Source organism: Sphingobacterium sp. WM (assembly GCF_029542465.1).
GTDB lineage: Bacteria > Bacteroidota > Bacteroidia > Sphingobacteriales > Sphingobacteriaceae > Sphingobacterium > Sphingobacterium cellulitidis.
In genome coordinates, this window is sequence record NZ_CP120709.1 from 878,457 (window position 1) to 895,358 (window position 16,902).

General features: G+C 35.5%; 14 protein-coding genes and 1 tRNA gene. 9 read left to right on the forward strand and 6 right to left on the reverse strand.

Annotated features, from left to right (window positions below; genetic code table 11):
• Window positions 1-22: 22 nt before the first annotated feature.
• Together purB and PZ892_RS03835 are read right to left on the reverse strand one after the other, a co-directional pair.
• Complete coding sequence (gene purB / locus PZ892_RS03830) at window positions 23-1,372, reverse strand: adenylosuccinate lyase (RefSeq protein WP_182499274.1); 1,350 nt, start codon at window positions 1,370-1,372, stop codon at window positions 23-25.
• Window positions 1,373-1,687: 315 nt separating this feature from the next.
• Window positions 1,688-1,906: a hypothetical protein gene (locus PZ892_RS03835; RefSeq protein WP_093098774.1), complete on the reverse strand. Its 219-nt coding sequence runs from the start codon at window positions 1,904-1,906 to the stop codon at window positions 1,688-1,690.
• 236 nt (window positions 1,907-2,142) lie between these two features.
• Between PZ892_RS03835 and PZ892_RS03840 the strand changes: the two genes are divergently transcribed.
• On the forward strand, window positions 2,143-3,492 hold the full coding sequence (locus tag PZ892_RS03840; RefSeq protein WP_182499275.1) for an acyl-CoA dehydrogenase family protein: 1,350 nt from the start codon (window positions 2,143-2,145) through the stop codon (window positions 3,490-3,492).
• Window positions 3,493-3,706: 214 nt separating this feature from the next.
• Here PZ892_RS03840 and yidC read toward each other — a convergent pair whose 3' ends face one another.
• Window positions 3,707-5,542, reverse strand: coding sequence for a membrane protein insertase YidC (gene yidC, locus PZ892_RS03845; RefSeq protein ID WP_182499276.1), 1,836 nt, complete (start codon window positions 5,540-5,542; stop codon window positions 3,707-3,709).
• Between the two features lie 38 nt (window positions 5,543-5,580).
• Window positions 5,581-7,191 carry a CTP synthase gene (locus PZ892_RS03850; RefSeq protein WP_094255198.1) on the reverse strand — a complete coding sequence of 537 codons (1,611 nt, stop codon included), beginning with the start codon at window positions 7,189-7,191 and terminating at the stop codon, window positions 5,581-5,583.
• Window positions 7,192-7,430: 239 nt separating this feature from the next.
• Between PZ892_RS03850 and PZ892_RS03855 the strand changes: the two genes are divergently transcribed.
• Window positions 7,431-8,420, forward strand: coding sequence for an aldo/keto reductase (locus tag PZ892_RS03855; RefSeq protein WP_182499277.1), 990 nt, complete (start codon window positions 7,431-7,433; stop codon window positions 8,418-8,420).
• 74 nt (window positions 8,421-8,494) lie between these two features.
• Here PZ892_RS03855 and rplS read toward each other — a convergent pair whose 3' ends face one another.
• Entirely contained in the window at window positions 8,495-8,839 is a 345-nt protein-coding gene (rplS, locus tag PZ892_RS03860) for a 50S ribosomal protein L19 (RefSeq protein ID WP_093098782.1), read from the reverse strand.
• Window positions 8,840-9,364: 525 nt separating this feature from the next.
• On the opposite strand from rplS, the gene PZ892_RS03865 reads away from it, so the two are divergent.
• The 7 genes from PZ892_RS03865 to PZ892_RS03895 all read left to right on the forward strand — a co-directional run bounded on the left by PZ892_RS03865 (window position 9,365) and on the right by PZ892_RS03895 (window position 15,925).
• Window positions 9,365-9,438 (forward strand) — tRNA-Pro (locus tag PZ892_RS03865).
• Between the two features lie 832 nt (window positions 9,439-10,270).
• Window positions 10,271-11,743 carry a serine hydrolase domain-containing protein gene (locus PZ892_RS03870; protein ID WP_182499278.1) on the forward strand — a complete coding sequence of 491 codons (1,473 nt, stop codon included), beginning with the start codon at window positions 10,271-10,273 and terminating at the stop codon, window positions 11,741-11,743.
• A 393-nt stretch (window positions 11,744-12,136) separates the two neighbouring features.
• Window positions 12,137-12,775: a CPBP family intramembrane glutamic endopeptidase gene (locus PZ892_RS03875; RefSeq protein ID WP_094280790.1), complete on the forward strand. Its 639-nt coding sequence runs from the start codon at window positions 12,137-12,139 to the stop codon at window positions 12,773-12,775.
• A 19-nt stretch (window positions 12,776-12,794) separates the two neighbouring features.
• Window positions 12,795-13,439, forward strand: coding sequence for a hypothetical protein (locus tag PZ892_RS03880; protein ID WP_182499279.1), 645 nt, complete (start codon window positions 12,795-12,797; stop codon window positions 13,437-13,439).
• A gap of 61 nt (window positions 13,440-13,500) precedes the next feature.
• Window positions 13,501-14,295, forward strand: a complete 795-nt coding sequence (locus tag PZ892_RS03885; protein ID WP_182499280.1) for a methyltransferase domain-containing protein — start codon at window positions 13,501-13,503, stop codon at window positions 14,293-14,295.
• A 110-nt stretch (window positions 14,296-14,405) separates the two neighbouring features.
• Window positions 14,406-15,023: a hypothetical protein gene (locus PZ892_RS03890; RefSeq protein ID WP_182499281.1), complete on the forward strand. Its 618-nt coding sequence runs from the start codon at window positions 14,406-14,408 to the stop codon at window positions 15,021-15,023.
• Window positions 15,024-15,307: 284 nt separating this feature from the next.
• Window positions 15,308-15,925, forward strand: coding sequence for a hypothetical protein (locus PZ892_RS03895; RefSeq protein ID WP_182499282.1), 618 nt, complete (start codon window positions 15,308-15,310; stop codon window positions 15,923-15,925).
• 150 nt (window positions 15,926-16,075) lie between these two features.
• Here PZ892_RS03895 and PZ892_RS03900 read toward each other — a convergent pair whose 3' ends face one another.
• A complete protein-coding gene (locus PZ892_RS03900; RefSeq protein ID WP_094255192.1) occupies window positions 16,076-16,876 on the reverse strand; it encodes a hypothetical protein in 801 nt (266 codons plus the stop codon).
• Window positions 16,877-16,902 lie beyond the last annotated feature (26 nt).

A 16,902-nucleotide genomic window follows, 5' to 3' on the forward strand; every position in this document is an offset into this window, starting at 1 on the left:
TCCGTCATTACTGCGTAAAAGCTTATAACTTAACCCCTGTATAGTTGCTTGGGGAAATTGCTTTCAGCTCTTCTTTGACCTCGTCTGTAACATTCAGTTGATCCACAAATACCGCAATGGTATCTTTGGTCACATGACTGTTTGTACGAGTAAGGTCCTTTAATGCTTCGTATGGTTTTGGATATCCTTCTCTTCTTAAAATCGTTTGAATCGCTTCTGCCACAACTGCCCAGTTGTTTTCCAGATCCTCTTGGAATGCTGTTTCATTCAAAATTAATTTTCTTAAACCTCTCAATGTCGATTTAATAGCAATTAACGTATATGAAAATGGAACTCCTATATTTCTTAAAACCGTAGAATCCGTTAAATCCCTTTGTAATCTTGAGATTGGAAGCTTTGCCGCTAGGTGCTCAAAAACAGCATTAGCTAAGCCTAAGTTACCCTCTGCATTTTCGAAATCAATAGGGTTGACCTTATGGGGCATTGCCGATGATCCAATTTGACCCGCAGTGATCTTTTGTTTGAAGTAATCCATGGATATATAAGTCCAGATATCACGACATAAATCAACTATGATATTATTGATCCGTTTCATTGCATCACAGCTAGCCGCAAAATTGTCGTAATGCTCAATTTGCGTGGTTGTTTGGGAACGGTCAAGACCTAATACTTCATTTACAAATTTGTTTCCGAATGCTACCCAGTCATTATTTGGATATGCCACATGATGAGCATTAAAATTACCTGTTGCACCACCAAATTTTGCAGAAAATGGAACTTGATTCAACAAATGGATTTGTTTTTCAATACGCTCAATAAATACCTTGATCTCTTTTCCCAAACGAGTAGGAGAGGCTGGTTGTCCATGGGTTCTTGCCAACATCGAAACATTCTCCCATTCAGCACTCAGTTTTTTTAATTCATCGATTAATTCCTGAATCGCTGGCTGATAAACTTCCTTTAAGGCATCTTTCCAAGAGTGAGGAATCGCCGTGTTATTGATGTCCTGCGATGTTAAACCAAAATGGATAAACTCCAGGGAATCATGTAAACCTAATTTTTCGAATTCATTCTTTAAAAAGTACTCAACAGCTTTAACATCATGGTTGGTAACCTTTTCTGTATCCTTTATCCATTGAGCATCTTCCTGACTAAAATTACGGTAGATATCACGCAACTTATCATTTAAACTACCATCAAAATGGCTTAATTGAGAAATACCAGATTCTGATAAGGCAATAAAATATTCAACCTCTACTAATACTCGGTATTTGATTAAAGCGAATTCAGAAAAGTAATTCGAAAGATCTTTGGTGCTGTTATAATATCTGCCATCGATGGGTGTAATCGCAGTTAATGCTGATAAAGTCATTTTATTTTCTTTTGTACGGATGCAAAAATAAGAAATAGATATGAAATAGAAGTGAGATTTGAGATATGAGATTTGTGAAATAGATGTGAGATGTGAGATATGAGATTTGTGACAGTGAGTGTAGTACTACTTAGAAAAAAGATTTGAGATGTTTTTGAAGGTTAATATCTCAATACTCATATCTCACATCTCAATACTAAGAAAGTTAATATCTCAATACTCATATCTCATATCTCAATACTACTTTACCCCAAAAACAACAAAAGCTCGTTTCTAAAACGAGCTCTTGATGTATTTTTAAAAATTTTGTTCGGATTATTGAACGTTTTTCAAAGAATCAGCGATTGAATCACCAGTAGCACGTACTGAATCAGCAACGTTTTCTAATGAATCAGCAACGTTTTCAGTTGTTGAATCTACAACGTTTGACAAAGAGTCAGCAGTAGCTTCAGTTTTAGTTTCTGCGTTGTTACAAGAAGCAACAGCGATAGTTAATGCTAAACCTAAGAATCCGAATTTGAATAAATTTTTCATTTTTAATTTTCTATTTAGTTGAAACAAATTTGTTTATTTAATTCTTAATACCCAATACCTAAAAAGGTAACCCAAGAAATAAAGTTTTTTTAAAATTTTTATTGAACCTTTTGATTTTCAGTCGTTTGATTTTAAATATTTTCCTTAAGGCAGCGCAAATATACTACTGTTTTGCTGATTTGCAACAACAAAAAACAAAAATTGTTATATTTCTGTTAATTTTTTAAAAGAATGTTATGCTAGAAAGACTACAGAATATCCTAAAGCTCATGAAATCAGTCGATTTGGAGCAATTAGACAAGATTTCAAAGAAGGTGGATTTGGCGGAAGTTTTAGGTGCTGTTTCTAAAATGGACGAAAATCAACTTAAAATGGCCATGAAAATGTTGACGGGAAGTAAAAAGAAAAAAGATCCTCCGCCAATTAATGCTGATTTTTACGATATCTCCGCAAAACTTTCCGAAGAAGATAGAGCCTTACAAATGAAAGTTAGATCTTTCCTGGAAACTGAAATTAAACCTATTGTCAATAAATATTGGCTACATGATGAGTTTCCATTTGAAATTATCCCCAAGTTAAGAGAACTGAATGTCTGTGGTTATGTATATGATGGCTATGGCTGTGCAGGTGGTACATCCCTAATGGATGGAATTATCGCTGCTGAATTTGGCCGTGTCGACCCTTCAATCGCAACCTTCCTAGGTGTACAAAGTGGATTGGCAATGGGCTCCATCTATATGTGTGGATCCGATGAGCAGAAAAATGAGTGGTTGCCAGCAATGCAACAACTGAATAAAATTGGAGCATTTGGACTGACAGAACCTCTGGTTGGTTCGGCAACAGCAGGTGGATTAACCACTACTTGTAAACGCGATGGCGATAATTGGGTGCTGAATGGTCAGAAAAAATGGATTGGAAACTCCACATTCTCTGATATTACCATTATCTGGGCAAGGGATCTTGATGACCAGCAAGTGAAAGGATTCATCGTCCGTAAGGAAAACCCGGGATTTGCAGTAGAGAAGATAAAAGATAAAATGGCCCTTCGGATTGTTCAAAATGGATTAATTACTTTAACAGACTGCGTAGTGCCAGAATCTGATCGCCTGCCAAATGCCAATTCCTTCAAGGATACAGCTAAGGTATTGCAGATGACAAGGGCAGGGGTAGCCTGGATGGCTGTTGGATGTGCTAGAGGAGCTTATGAAAATGCTTTGGACTATACTATCAAAAGAGAGCAATTCGGTAAACCAATCGCTTCATTCCAGTTGATTCAAAATCATTTGGTCGAAATGCTCTCAAACCTTACTGCCATGCAAACATTGGTATTCCGCTTATCAGAATTACAGGATGACGAGAAATTAAAAGATGAACACGCTTCCCTGGCAAAGGTATTCTGTACATTAAGAATGCGGGACATTGTCTCCAAAGCCCGTGAGGTAATGGGTGGGAACGGTATCCTCCTGGAATATAATGTAGCTCGCTTCCTTGCCGATGCCGAAGCTATCTATTCCTACGAAGGAACCAAAGAAATCAATTCCCTTATCGTCGGCAGAAGCATCACAGGCTTCAGCGCGTTTGTATAAGGTAGATATGAGATTTGAGATTTGAGTATTGAGATAGTAATCGGATTAGTATTGAGATTTGAGATGTGAGTATTGAGATAGAAAATTGATTAGTACTGAATAATGAGATTTGAGATAATCTCATTCTTTCTACTATCTCAAATCTCAGATCTAACATCTCAAATCTGAAATAAAACAAAAACTCCTCGGTCATTTGGCCGAGGAGTTTTTTGTTTTATTTCTTATCCTTATTCTGTTGAGCGGCTTGTTGAGCTCTCATCATTTCTTCCATTTTCTTTTGGAAGGAAGACTGTTTCTTTTCAGCTTTAGGTTTCTTTTTGTTTGCTTCGATTCCTGCAAGGATTTTATCGTCATTAACAAATTGACGGATAATAACCTGAGTTAAGAACGTAAGTACTGCTGATAAGAAGTAGTAGTAGTTCAAACCTGCTGGGAAGCTATTCAATACAAAGAAGAATACTAATGGCATGATGTATCCGATGTATTTCATTTGATTGTTTACTGCACCAGATGTCGAGTTGTTATACCAAGTCGTTAACAAGGTAGTCAATGTCATCAGGATACACATAAATGAAATGTGATCAACTCCTAATAAAGGAAGAGGAGCGAAGGTTATCGGCGCATCGTATGTTGATAAATCTTTAATCCAAAGGAAGCTCTCACCACGTAATTCAAATAAATTCGGGAAGAAGAAGAAGAACGCTAAAGTGAATGGCATTTGAAGCAACAATGGTAAACATCCACCCAATGGGTTAACACCAGCTTGTTTATAAAGCTTCATTTGCTCTTGTTGCAACAACATTGGATTGTCATCACCTACTTTGGCTTTAATTTCATCTAATTGTGGCTTTAACACACGCATCTTACCCATGGATTGGTATGATTTGTAAGTTAATGGGAACATTAGAAGTTTTAAGAACAAGGTCAGAATCAAGATCACAATACCATAGTTCATGTTGAATCCGTCTAGGAAGTCAAAAATTGGAACTGTGATAAATTTATTGATCCATCCCATTGGTCCCCAGCCCATATTGATGATCTTCTCGAATCCATTTCCTTCTGCTTTAAGCGTTTTATATTTGTTAGGACCAAAGAAGAAGCTGAAGCCATGTTGGCTATCGTTTTGTTTGTTTAAAGCTAATTCCGTTGTAGCACGATAATGCTTTACAACGCTGTCTTGCGTAATTAGTGTAGATTTAAGATCTGCATTCACAAACCCTTCCTTACTAGTCAAGATACTCGAGAAGAAATGTTGTTTGAAAGCAATCCAAGAAAGTTTCTTTTCAACCTTTTCCTCATCATCACTTGATTCCGATAAGTGGTCTACCGAACCATCATCTTCTCTATAGAAGATTGCTGATTTCTCACGCTCGGACTTTACATTACGCTCTTTCTGCAATAATGTAGTTTCCCAATTTAATAGTACTTTATTAGAATTAACATCTACTAAACTTCCAATGCCTACAGTTTTAATGTCGAATTGAACGTTGTAATCATTCCCTTTTAAGGTATAGATGTAATCAATGTATTTATCTGCAGCATATGAAAGACGCATAGTTACCGATTTGGAATCTTGTCCAGCAACAGAAACGCTAGCTCCTTGTGCTTGGAAAAATAAATCGTTCGTTTTTACAGCTTTCCCTGGGATATTGAATTCAAGACCAAAACGATTGTCATTACCTTCAAATAAAATAAGTTTTGAACCATCGAAATTAGTCTCTCCTTTTAACTCAACTGATTTTACTCGACCTCCTTTGTTGGTCAAATTAACTTTGATAAGCTCGTTCTCTAAAGTCACGATTTGTTCTGAACCTACGGAGGCTGCCCCAAATGGTTGACTTAATAAAACAGAGTCAGCAACTGCAGGAGTCACGGTAGTAGCGGCTTTTAATGAATCGCTAATCGGAGCTAATCCGTCTTTTGCTCTTTTGATTGAATCTTGATGTTGTTGCTCTTTCTTAATCTCAGCATCAGAGGGCTTCAAAAAATAAAAAGAACCTGCCAAGATGGCGAAGATAAAGATGAAACCTAGAATGTTATTTCTATCCATTGTTTATTAATTACTATAAATATGTAGAGGTCGAAACTCTACTGTGATTTCTTATGCGTTAATGCAGCGGCTACAAAGCTAACAAAAAGTGGGTGAGGATTTACCACTGTTGACTTTAATTCTGGATGAAATTGTCCAGCAACAAAGAATGGATGGTCCTTCAATTCTACAATTTCCACCAATCCTGTGCTTGGATTGATACCTGAGGCTATCATTCCGGCATTTTCGTAATCTTTTAGATACGCATTGTTAAATTCGTAACGATGACGGTGTCTCTCCGAAATTTTTGACTTTCCATAAACCCCATACGCTTTCGTTCCTTTTTTGATCTCACAATCGTAAGCTCCTAAGCGCATTGTGCCACCCATATTTTTGATGTTCTTTTGCTCCTCCATCAAATTGATAACTGGATGTGGGGTATGCTCGTCCATTTCAAAGCTGTTTGCTCCTTTTAATCCTAGGACATTTCTACCAAATTCAATAACTGAACATTGCATTCCTAAACAAATCCCAAAGAATGGAATTTTGTTCTCACGAACGAAACGAATAGTTTCTAGCTTGCCTTCCAATCCGCGTTCTCCAAATCCAGGAGCTACTAAAACACCATCTAGGCCTTTTAATTTCTCCGATACATTCTCCTGGTTAACACTCTCAGCAGCGATATATTTTACCTTTACACGGGTCTCATTGGTCGCCCCTGCATGGATAAATGCCTCCGCTATGGATTTGTAGGCATCTGGTAATTCAACGTATTTACCTACCAAACCAATATTAACCTCGTCAGTTGGATTTTTTAATCGGCCTAAGAATGATTTCCAGTTCTCTAAATCCGGCTCATTCTTCGTAGAAAGTTTCAATTTCGCCAAGACAGTCTTGTCCAATTGCTCTTTCAACATATTCAATGGTACATCATAAATCGTAGGTGCATCAATAGATTCAACTACTGCATTGATATTCACATTGCAAAACAATGCAAGTTTCTTGCGGATATCATTGTTTAATTTATGTTCTGTTCTACAAACTAAAATGTCTGGTTGAACACCATATTCCAATAAAGTCTTTACTGAATGTTGTGTAGGCTTAGTTTTTAACTCACCAGCTGCTGCAAGGTAAGGAACTAAGGTCAAGTGGATTACTAAAGAGTCGTTATTGCCCAACTCCCAACGTAATTGGCGTACTGCCTCAATAAATGGTAAGGATTCAATATCACCAACGGTACCTCCTAATTCAGTGATGACGATATCATATTCTCCAGACTGTCCCAATAATAACATGCGACGTTTGATCTCATCAGTAATATGTGGAACTACCTGAACAGTCTTACCTAAATAGGCACCCGCGCGCTCTTGCTCGATCACATGGCTATAAATACGACCGGTAGTCACATTATTCGCCTGTGAGGTCGGAACATTTAAGAAACGCTCATAGTGACCTAAGTCAAGATCGGTTTCTGCACCATCTTCTGTAACATAACATTCGCCATGTTCATAAGGGTTCAACGTTCCTGGATCAATATTGATGTACGGGTCAAATTTCTGGATGGTTACTTTTAAACCACGTGCTTGGAGAAGCTTGGCAAGGGAAGCTGCAATAATTCCTTTCCCTAACGACGAAGTTACGCCGCCCGTAACAAAGATATATTTAGTCATAACAATAATGGATTTCTAACTTAGATGCCTAGATAAAAAGCATCGTTCATCTGCTCTATGTACGGGATACAAAGGTACGAAATTTTATTAAATATGGGCCAAAAAAAAACTATCCAACGCTTTTGCCCGCCTAACAAAACCATTGTCAATCACTTGAACCATTTTTTATCCATTTTTTTACTTAAATCAGATATCTCCAGCAGTAGATTTCTGCTAACTTTATCATAAAATTGAATTTTATGGAATATAGAAGAATGGGTAAAACTGGCCTCCAGCTAAGTGCATTGTCATTTGGCTCCTGGGTTACCTTTGCTCGACAAACAGATGATAATACCAATGAAAGGCTAATGGCTCAAGCTTATGAGGCCGGAGTAAACTTTTTTGATAATGCCGAAGTGTATTCTGCAGGGCTGTCTGAAGAAATGATGGGCAGGGTATTAAGAAAATTGAATTGGGATAGATCCTCCTATGTATTATCAAGTAAAGCCTTCTTTGGATGGAAAGGGCTGGATAAAAAACCTAACCAGCATGGCTTGAGTAGAAAGCATTTGATGGAAGCTTGTCATGAAGCATTGGAAAGATTGCAAGTTGAGTATTTGGATTTATACTACTGCCATCGTCCTGATCCTAATGTTCCAATTGAAGAAGTGGTGCGCACGATGAATACCTTGATCCAACAAGGTAAGATCTTTTATTGGGGAACCTCAGAATGGTCCGCTTCTGAAATCATGGAAGCACATATGCATGCTAAAGAAATGGGATTGGAAGGACCTTCTGTCGAGCAACCTGAATATAATTTATTCAATAGAAGGAAAATCGAAGTGGATTATGCTCCTATCTTTAAAAACATCGGAATGGGAACCACCATTTGGAGTCCTTTGGCATCGGGATTATTGACAGGTAAATATAATGATGGTATCCCTGAAGGATCGAGAATGTCATTGGAAGGCTATGAATGGTTAAGGGATAAGGCGGTTGTCAATGATAAATTGAACCGGGTAAAGGCATTGGGAGATTTCGCTAATGAGTTAGGCGTATCCTTGCCAACATTATGTATCGCCTGGTGTATTAGCAATCCGAATGTAACAACAGCAATCCTTGGAGCGACCAAAGAAAGTCAGCTCACAGAAAACCTGAAAGCATTAGAGGTTTTGCCTTTGATAACGGCGGAAGTCAAGGAAAAAATAGACGAGATAATGGGAACTAAACCCGTCGTAATTCAAAATTAATTGGAAGAAAGAATCAATAAATAAGGGCTTCGCGCATTGCAAAGCCCTTAAATATAATTCTTAAAGTCTCTCGATTATCTTTTTGATTTGATACGAGCAGCTTTTCCGGTAAGACCACGTAAATAAAATAATTTCGCGCGACGTACTTTACCAATGCTGTTAACTTCGATTTTCTCAATGTTTGGAGAATTTACAGGGAAAATACGCTCTACGCCAATACCGTTAGAAATTTTACGAACGGTAAAAGTAGCATTAGCTCCTTCGCTGTTTAATTGAATTACCACACCTTGGTACACCTGTACACGCTCTTTATTTCCTTCGCGAATTTTATAATGAACGCTGATGGTATCTCCGGCTTTGAAAGCGGGATTTTCATTTTTTACTACCGCTTGTTCTTCTACAAATTTTACTAAATCCATGATTCTGAGTAATTAATAACGATATTTAACCTGTAAAAATCGGAATGCAATATTACAGCTTTATTTTGATATTTGAAAATTCTTTTTTAAAAATATTCTACTTTCCATAGAATGCCTGCAAAAGTAAATAAAATATAAAAGATTCCCATACCTATTTCACAATATCTCTGAATATTTTTGTTATTTCTTCCTTAGCCCAAATTAAACTACATAAAATGAGTTTGTTATCTTTTTACCCTAAATTTTTAGACTCTTTCCTCTTTCTTAAAAAACCAGAAGGAATAAGTTCGCATTCTCAAAATTTCTATTCTACTTATATAAGTATATTCTTTAATTGCTCATACAAATAGCCATTGGAACACATTTCACTACTCCTATTTAATGAAATTTGACACCTCTTTTTAGGGCTGAAATAAAAATATTATTCAAATTATCAGATGTTTACATATAAAATGAAATTTAACTATTGGATTTAAAAAATATCCCCTTATATTTGTGCCACACAAAACAAAGGTGATACCTTTTCGGGGTGTAGCGTAGCCCGGTATCGCGCCACATTTGGGATGTGGAGGTCGTAGGTTCGAATCCTGCCACCCCGACACAAAAAAGCTCGACTTTCGTCGGGCTTTTTTTGTGTCCGGGTGTGGCAGATTCGAACCGGGGTTCGATCCGTAGGAGCTTCAGGGTAAGAGTTTGGGGCTCGCGGGGCTGAAGCAATCCTGCCACCCACTCTAGTATTTAGTAGAAAGTATTTAGAATTTAGACACAACCGTACAAAAAAGCTCGACTTTCGTCGGGCTTTTTTTGTGTCCGGGTGTGGCAGATTCGAACCGGGGTTCGATCCGTAGGAGCTTCAGGGTAAGAGTTTGGGTTCGCGGGGCTGAAGCAATCCTGCCACCCACTCTAGTATTTAGTAGAAAGTATTTAGAATTTAGACACAACCGCACAAAAAAGCTCGACTTTCGTCGGGCTTTTTTTGTGTTCGGGTGTGGCAGATTCGAACCGGGGTTCGATCCGTAGGAGCTTCAGGGTAGTGTTTGGGGCTCGCGGGGCTGAAGCCAACTTTTCTCGCTGCGGGTAAGAGTTTGGGCCTGGCGGGGCGCAGCCAATCCTGCCACCCACTCTAGTATTTAGTAGAATGTATTTAGAATTTAGACACAACCGCACAAAAAAGCTCGACTTTCGTCGGGCTTTTTTTGTGTCCGGGTGTGGCAGATTCGAAAGGGGGGTTCCATCCGTAGGAGCTTCAACTCGATTAACATTTGAAAAAAAACTCGTGGTTAACAGATAGTTATCCATGCTATCTCATCAATTAAAGGGTTTATATAAAGGATGGATTTTGTAAATTAGCTTCGTTAAACGATAGTTTTTTAAAGATTTTTTAAGTTTTTTAATATAACAAGAAGTGTTAATGTCATATTGAATAATAAAATGAAGAAATTAAACTTGATTATTTTGCAAATAGTAATATTGTTTTCCCAACAGGCATTTGCACAAAATACAGTTGATAGCATTGATGTTTTTATCAAAAGGAAGATGGGTCAACTTCAAATACCTGGTCTTCAATTAGCAATTATTAAAGATGGGAAATTAGATAAAGTGGCTAATTATGGTGTTGCAAATATTGAACACCAGATTCCTACTAATACAAAAACTACTTTTTCTATTAATTCAATGACGAAAGCTTTTGTTGGGGTGGCTATAATGCAATTACAAGAACAGGGGAAGTTAAATATTGATGATTCTATTTCCCTATATATAACAGACATACCAGAAACTTGGGAATCAATTACAATCAAGCAAATTTTGAGTAATGTTTCTGGGCTTCCTAACAATATTGATGAGAAAGAACAAGTCCTTGGTGATGGTTCAGAAAGTTTAAATTGGAAAATGGTTAAACAACTTCCTTTGGAATTTAAACCTGGTGAAAAATTTAGTTATAATCAAACAGGATATTATATTTTAGGAAGAATTATTGATTCCTTAAGTGGTCAAAATTTTACTCAATTTATAGAAGAAAATCAATTTAAAACTTGCGAGATGTCTTCAACTGTATTTGGAGATTCATTCGACATTATTCCTCACAATTCAAATTCTTATTCAACGCTAATTAATATTGACGGAAAATGGATAAATGATGGAAAATTGCACAATGCTTATGCTTCATTTCCTTTATTCTTCCGGACTGCAACTGGAATCATTTCAACTGCAGAAGATTTGAGTAAATGGTTAATAGCCCTACAAAGTGGAAAATTATTGAAAAATAAAGAAAGTATAAATCAAATGTTTACTGCCACAAAATTAAATAATGGAAAATTTGGAGGATTCAATAAATTGACAAATGGTTATGCATTAGGTTGGCCAACCGTTGAAAGAGATGAACATCCTGCAGTTTCGCCTGTTGGAGGCATGCGATCTGCATTATTTGTGTACCCAATAGATGATTTATCAATAATAATTTTAACCAATCTTCAAGGATCAAATCCAGAATGGTTCATAGATGAGATTGCCGGCTATTATTTTCCTGATATGAAAGTAGAAAACGGTTTTGGATTCAGTATGAATTTGAAATTATTCCGAGAAAAAGTTATTAAAAGTAATTTTCAAAATATTTTTAAAGTTTACCATAAGTTAAGCCAATCTAATAAAAATTTTATTTTAATGGAGGATGAAGTTAACACCTGGGGATATCAATTAGTAGAGCAAAATAAAATAAATGAAGCTCTGGAGGTTTTCAAATTAAATACCTTTTTATTCCCTAATAGTTGGAATGTATATGATAGTTATGCTGAGACTCTTGAATCTATTGGAAAACAAAAAGAGGCAATTATTAATTATAGAAAATCTTTGGAATTAAATTCAGAAAATGTAACTGCTCGTAAGTATTTGGAGAATAAAAAATAATAAAAAATCCAACCTTTATTTTATTGATTATGAAAACTAAAAATAATTAGACTAATACCATTTTCAGTAGAAATATAAGATGTCAATAAAACTTAACAAGAATGGATTTGAAATCACAACAGAAAACGATAACCATAAACAAAAAAGCTCGACTTTCGTCGGGCTTTTTTTGTGTCCGGGTGTGGCAGATTCGAACCGGAGTTCGATCCATAAGACCCTCACCCTCTACCACATCCTAACCCTGATAAAATATAGAAGACAAGTATAGTCTGTTAAGTTATTGTGAAATCTAAAACTTGCAATATATCAAAGCCGAAGGGCAAAAGAAATTTTTTATTTTCGTGAGAATTATTGTTTCACTATATCACGAATGCAAAGCCCTAAGTAAATTTTATGAGTACCATATCAAAACAATCTATTGTTCTTTTTTCTCCTTTTGTTATTATTATAGTAAATATTTTCTCTGCATTAATTTTTGGGAAACTAATTGGTAAATGGTCTTTCATTCCATTAATTATTATCGAATGGTTTCTCTTTTTATTCTTCATTCTCAAATTTGGAGATAGATCATCCATAAAAAATTGGTTAAAAAAAGGAAATACAAATTGGTTATGGATAATAGTGACTTTATTCGTTGGGTTAATTCCAATTCCGATTTTTATTAAACATTATCATTTATTACAAGATTGGACCATATTCATCCCATGGCTACTTCTAGCCCTCATAAATCCTTGGCTTGAGGAGTTCTATTGGAGAGGATTTCTGACTGATGCAACTAAGAATTGGAATAGTATATTATCGATTCTATTTTCTAGTATCGTTTTTGCAGGCAATCATTTTGTATTCGGTATAAACTCAGAAATATTTAGAGGAAGTGCTGTCGTAATTTCAACCCTTATTATGGGAATAGTTTGGGCCATAACCTATAAAAAAACGAATAGCTTAAGATGGGTTATTTTATCTCATTTTCTGGTTGACTTTTTTAACTTATCTGCACCAGCCTTTCTCGATTTATTCAGAGCCGAAATGTAACCATTAGAAAAGCATAGATATGAATGATTGGTATAGAAGAAAAACTTGGACTAAAACTGACGAAGATGAATTCTTCGTTAAACTTGGACGTGCAAGAAAATATAACCGGCCCCAATATTTAAGAGTTCAAGCTGGAGAACTTATGGCAACTGAGGATAATAATCTAATATACATTGCCGAAATGTTGCTAAATAGGATCTTGACAGAATATCCCGAAAACCAAATGGAAAAAAGTTCAGTTTACAATTCTTTAGGTCAGATTAATATTTTAAGAGAAAAATATGAAACTGCCTTAGCTTATTTCCAAAAAGCACTTGACGCTGAAAAAGAATTTCCACATTCTATTACATCTGCCTATTTGAATTTTTCTGAAACTGTTATTCGAACGAATAAAACAGAATTATATGAAAAAGTTGAAAATATATTTACCCAAAAAATTAATAATAACGGCTTATATTTTCCAGTTGAAAATTATATTATGTATTCAGTAATGGCGGTAATTGCAGAGTATAAAAGGGATTTTGAGCAAGCACAGAATTACGCAGAAATAGCTGAAAAATATGCTACTACTCAAACTAATTCCCTCTGGAATCCGAAAAAGAAAAAGATAGGGGTTGTAAAAAAACGAAAAAGTTGGTTAGATAAGCTAGTAGGACGGAAGTAAATATTATTTTCTTGATTCCTTAAATAAACCATAAATTACATCCTAACCTAATTTCAAATCTATGGCAAACAAAGTAATAAATCGTGATGCTAAAATTTCTAATAAAATATTTGATGATAGAAGTCTTGAAAAGGACTATGCCACATTAATACCAATTCTAAAAGAGGGAATGCATGTTTTGGACATTGGATGTGGTACTGGTGCAATATCCAATGGTATAGCTAATTATGTTGGACCAAAGGGTTCTGTGGTTGGAATTGATAATACTGAAAAATTTATCTTAAGTGGTCAGGATACCTATTCAGATACTAAAAATTTAGAACTGCAGCATTGTGATCTATTTAATTTTCATTCTGATGAAAAATTCGACTTGATTGTGTCTGCAAGAACCTTGCAATGGTTGAGTAATCCAAGAGAGGCTATATTAAAAATGAAGGAATTATTGAAACCTGCTGGTCAATTGTCCATCTTAGATTATAATCATGAACAATTGGAATGGGAACCTCGACCTCCTATAAGCATGCAATTGTTTTACAAAGCTTTTTTGAATTGGCGAGCAGATGCGGGAATGAACAATCATATTTCTGAAGATCTAGCCGACTATTTCAAAGATGCTGGATTTAGTGATATCGAAACCATTAATTCCGATGAAACATACCAAAAAGGAGATGATAATTTTATTTCAAGAATTGGAATTTGGTCTAAGGTTGCCAACTTAAAACAAGTAGTAGAGGAAGGGTATATTTCGGAAGAAGATAGATTGAAAGCTATCAAAGAATACGATGAATGGATCTTGGATACTGCGAAACGCATGACCATGAAATTAAAAGAAGTAAGAGGTACTAAGGCTATCTAATATATTTAGGTTGATTTGGCCCAATTAATATTAAAATGCCTGTGTTGTAGCATTTTTAGAAATGCTATCGTCATTATTAAAAGCTAATTATCAACATTAATTATAACCTTATGAAACTAAAGAACTTATTATTCCTCTTTCTAATTACATTTCTGTCTAGCTCTTGTGAAAAAGATGATATCGAATTTAATTCGGAATACGAATCGAGCCTGAAAGCCTTCAATACCTTTAAAGCCCAGAATAATAATAGTTATCGCTATGTAGAAAGTGGTTATACATATGATGGCTTTTCTTGGGAGACTACCATTACAGTAAAAAATGGGACAGTAGTGAAACGCGAATTTGAATACCTCGTTTTTAATAGTTTTGAAAAACCAGCAAATGGTTGGACAGAGAATGACCTAGATAAAATTATTGCAAGAGGTCCTAAAGACTATTTTGAGACTTTGAAAGAAGAAGGTATTTCCTTTTTGGACATCCTATCCTTTACAGAAGAAAATGGCAAGTTTACAGGTCAAAGTAAATACCCCCGTGCTTTCTCCGCCATTACTTTGGATGAAATTTATGAAAGAGCAAAAAATGAATGGTTAATAAAAAATGATAATGTAAATGTATCTTTTGAGAATAATAATAACGGAATGATTTCCTTAGCTGGATCTTGGCTTAAAGTCTGTAATGATGGTTGTTTTAGAGGGGTGAGAATAAAACTTATTGAACCTTTAAAATAAACATACATCTGGGATTATGCAGAATATAAAAGGGATTTTGAGCAAGCACAGAATTACGCAGAAATAGCTGAAAAATATGCTACTACTCAAACTAATTCCCTCTGGAATCCGAAAAAGAAAAAGATAGGGGTTGTAAAAAAACGAAAAAGTTGGTTAGATAACCTATTAGGCCAGAAGTAAGTATTTATATCTTGAATCCATAAATAATACTCCCCCTTCTGTAGCATTTTTAAAAATGCTATCGTCATTATTAAAAGCTAATTATCAACATTAATTATAACCTTATGAAACTAAAGAACTTATTATTCCTCTTTCTAATTACATTTCTGTCTAGCTCTTGTGAAAAAGATGATATCGAATTTAATTCGGAATACGAATCGAGCCTGAAAGCCTTCAAATCTTTTAAAGCCCAGAATAATAATAGTTATCGCTATGTAGTGAGTGGTGATTCATATGCTGGCTTTTCTTGGGAGACTACCATTACAGTAAAAAATGGGACAGTAGTGAAACGTGAATATCAATACCTCGTTTTTAATCGTTTTGAAAAACCAGCAAATGGTTGGACAGAGAATGACCTCGATAAAATTATTGCAGACGGCCCTGAAAGCTATTTTGAGGCGCTGAAAGAAGAAGGTATTTCATTTTTAGACATCCTATCCTTTACAGAAGAAAATGGCAAGTTTACAGGTCAAAGTAAATACCACAGTGCTTTCTCCACTATTACTTTGGATGAAATTTATGAAAGAGCAAAAAATAAATGGTTAATAAAAAATGATAAAGTAGATGTTTTTTTTGAGAATAATAATAACGGAATGATTTCCTTAGCTGGATTTTGGCCTAAAGGCTGTATGGATGATTGTTTTAGTGGGGTGAAAATAAAACTTATTGAACCTTTAAAATAAACATTCATCTAGGATTATTAATCTTTAGAAAATCTTTTCCCATTGGCAATAAAACAAATAACCAAAAGAATCGATATTCTGATTCTTTTGGTCGATAAACACTTTTTTTGCTGCACTATTTTTAAGTGTCTTTATTGGTGAAATTCAAATTTAAAACCCTTTGCTTTTTCCAAATTTAATCGCATCCATTAAAGAAAAATGAATCCCAAAGGTTACGACTGTACCATTGCTTTCCCAATCTAATTCATTCATAGGAGTACTTCCAACCACCTGCAATTCTGCTTTGATAAATTTGTATCCAGCACGTAAGGTTAAGGCCGGTTCAAAGAAATAATGCCTTTTCTGCGTAATTTCTGTCAATCCTTGTTGCGATATATATTCCGGACTCATGCCGTTGGCATCAAAATTACTGTATTTAATGCCTGAAATCCTCGTTGCCAATCCAATATCAAAATAGGGAAATGTAACATTGATACCCGGTTGAATAAATAACCTGTTAAAATTCATGTTGACATCACTGCTCAACTTTCCGCCACCATAACCTACATAGGTGTCAGCAATCAATCCAAAACCACTCTCCCTATTGATAATAGGGTAATATCCCCCAACTCCACCTTCAAATAAACCCGCATTGGCATCAACATCCCCCTTCGAAGGATCCTCCTCCCCAAAACTATAATTGTAATTCGAATAGTTTACCATTAACCCTAGATATTGAATAGGGGAGTAGGCTGTTTGTAGATTTAAAATTGAAGAACTGGTATTTGTCCCATTTAAATCTCCTGAACTCGTCGTTCCCGAAATGCCAATTTTTAAATCGCCCTTCTCCTTCATCATCGGAGCATTGACCGCATTCGGTTGATAATAATAACGACTACATGAGCTTTGTAAATAATTCAATCCTATAAGCCCAAGGATAATGAATAGTGATTTTATCTTTAATGTCTTCATTTTGTAATTCCTTTCTGATTGGTTAA

Excerpts from the sequence above, each read along its gene's own strand:
- purB (WP_182499274.1), bottom strand. The coding sequence starts at position 1,372 with ATGACTTTATCAGCATTAACTGCGATTACACCCATCGATGGCAGATAT.
- PZ892_RS03835 (WP_093098774.1), bottom strand. The coding sequence starts at position 1,906 with ATGAAAAATTTATTCAAATTCGGATTCTTAGGTTTAGCATTAACTATC.
- PZ892_RS03840 (WP_182499275.1), top strand. The coding sequence starts at position 2,143 with ATGCTAGAAAGACTACAGAATATCCTAAAGCTCATGAAATCAGTCGAT.
- yidC (WP_182499276.1), bottom strand. The coding sequence starts at position 5,542 with ATGGATAGAAATAACATTCTAGGTTTCATCTTTATCTTCGCCATCTTG.
- PZ892_RS03850 (WP_094255198.1), bottom strand. The coding sequence starts at position 7,191 with ATGACTAAATATATCTTTGTTACGGGCGGCGTAACTTCGTCGTTAGGG.
- PZ892_RS03855 (WP_182499277.1), top strand. The coding sequence starts at position 7,431 with ATGGAATATAGAAGAATGGGTAAAACTGGCCTCCAGCTAAGTGCATTG.
- rplS (WP_093098782.1), bottom strand. The coding sequence starts at position 8,839 with ATGGATTTAGTAAAATTTGTAGAAGAACAAGCGGTAGTAAAAAATGAA.
- PZ892_RS03870 (WP_182499278.1), top strand. The coding sequence starts at position 10,271 with ATGAAGAAATTAAACTTGATTATTTTGCAAATAGTAATATTGTTTTCC.
- PZ892_RS03875 (WP_094280790.1), top strand. The coding sequence starts at position 12,137 with ATGAGTACCATATCAAAACAATCTATTGTTCTTTTTTCTCCTTTTGTT.
- PZ892_RS03880 (WP_182499279.1), top strand. The coding sequence starts at position 12,795 with ATGAATGATTGGTATAGAAGAAAAACTTGGACTAAAACTGACGAAGAT.
- PZ892_RS03885 (WP_182499280.1), top strand. The coding sequence starts at position 13,501 with ATGGCAAACAAAGTAATAAATCGTGATGCTAAAATTTCTAATAAAATA.
- PZ892_RS03890 (WP_182499281.1), top strand. The coding sequence starts at position 14,406 with ATGAAACTAAAGAACTTATTATTCCTCTTTCTAATTACATTTCTGTCT.
- PZ892_RS03895 (WP_182499282.1), top strand. The coding sequence starts at position 15,308 with ATGAAACTAAAGAACTTATTATTCCTCTTTCTAATTACATTTCTGTCT.
- PZ892_RS03900 (WP_094255192.1), bottom strand. The coding sequence starts at position 16,876 with ATGAAGACATTAAAGATAAAATCACTATTCATTATCCTTGGGCTTATA.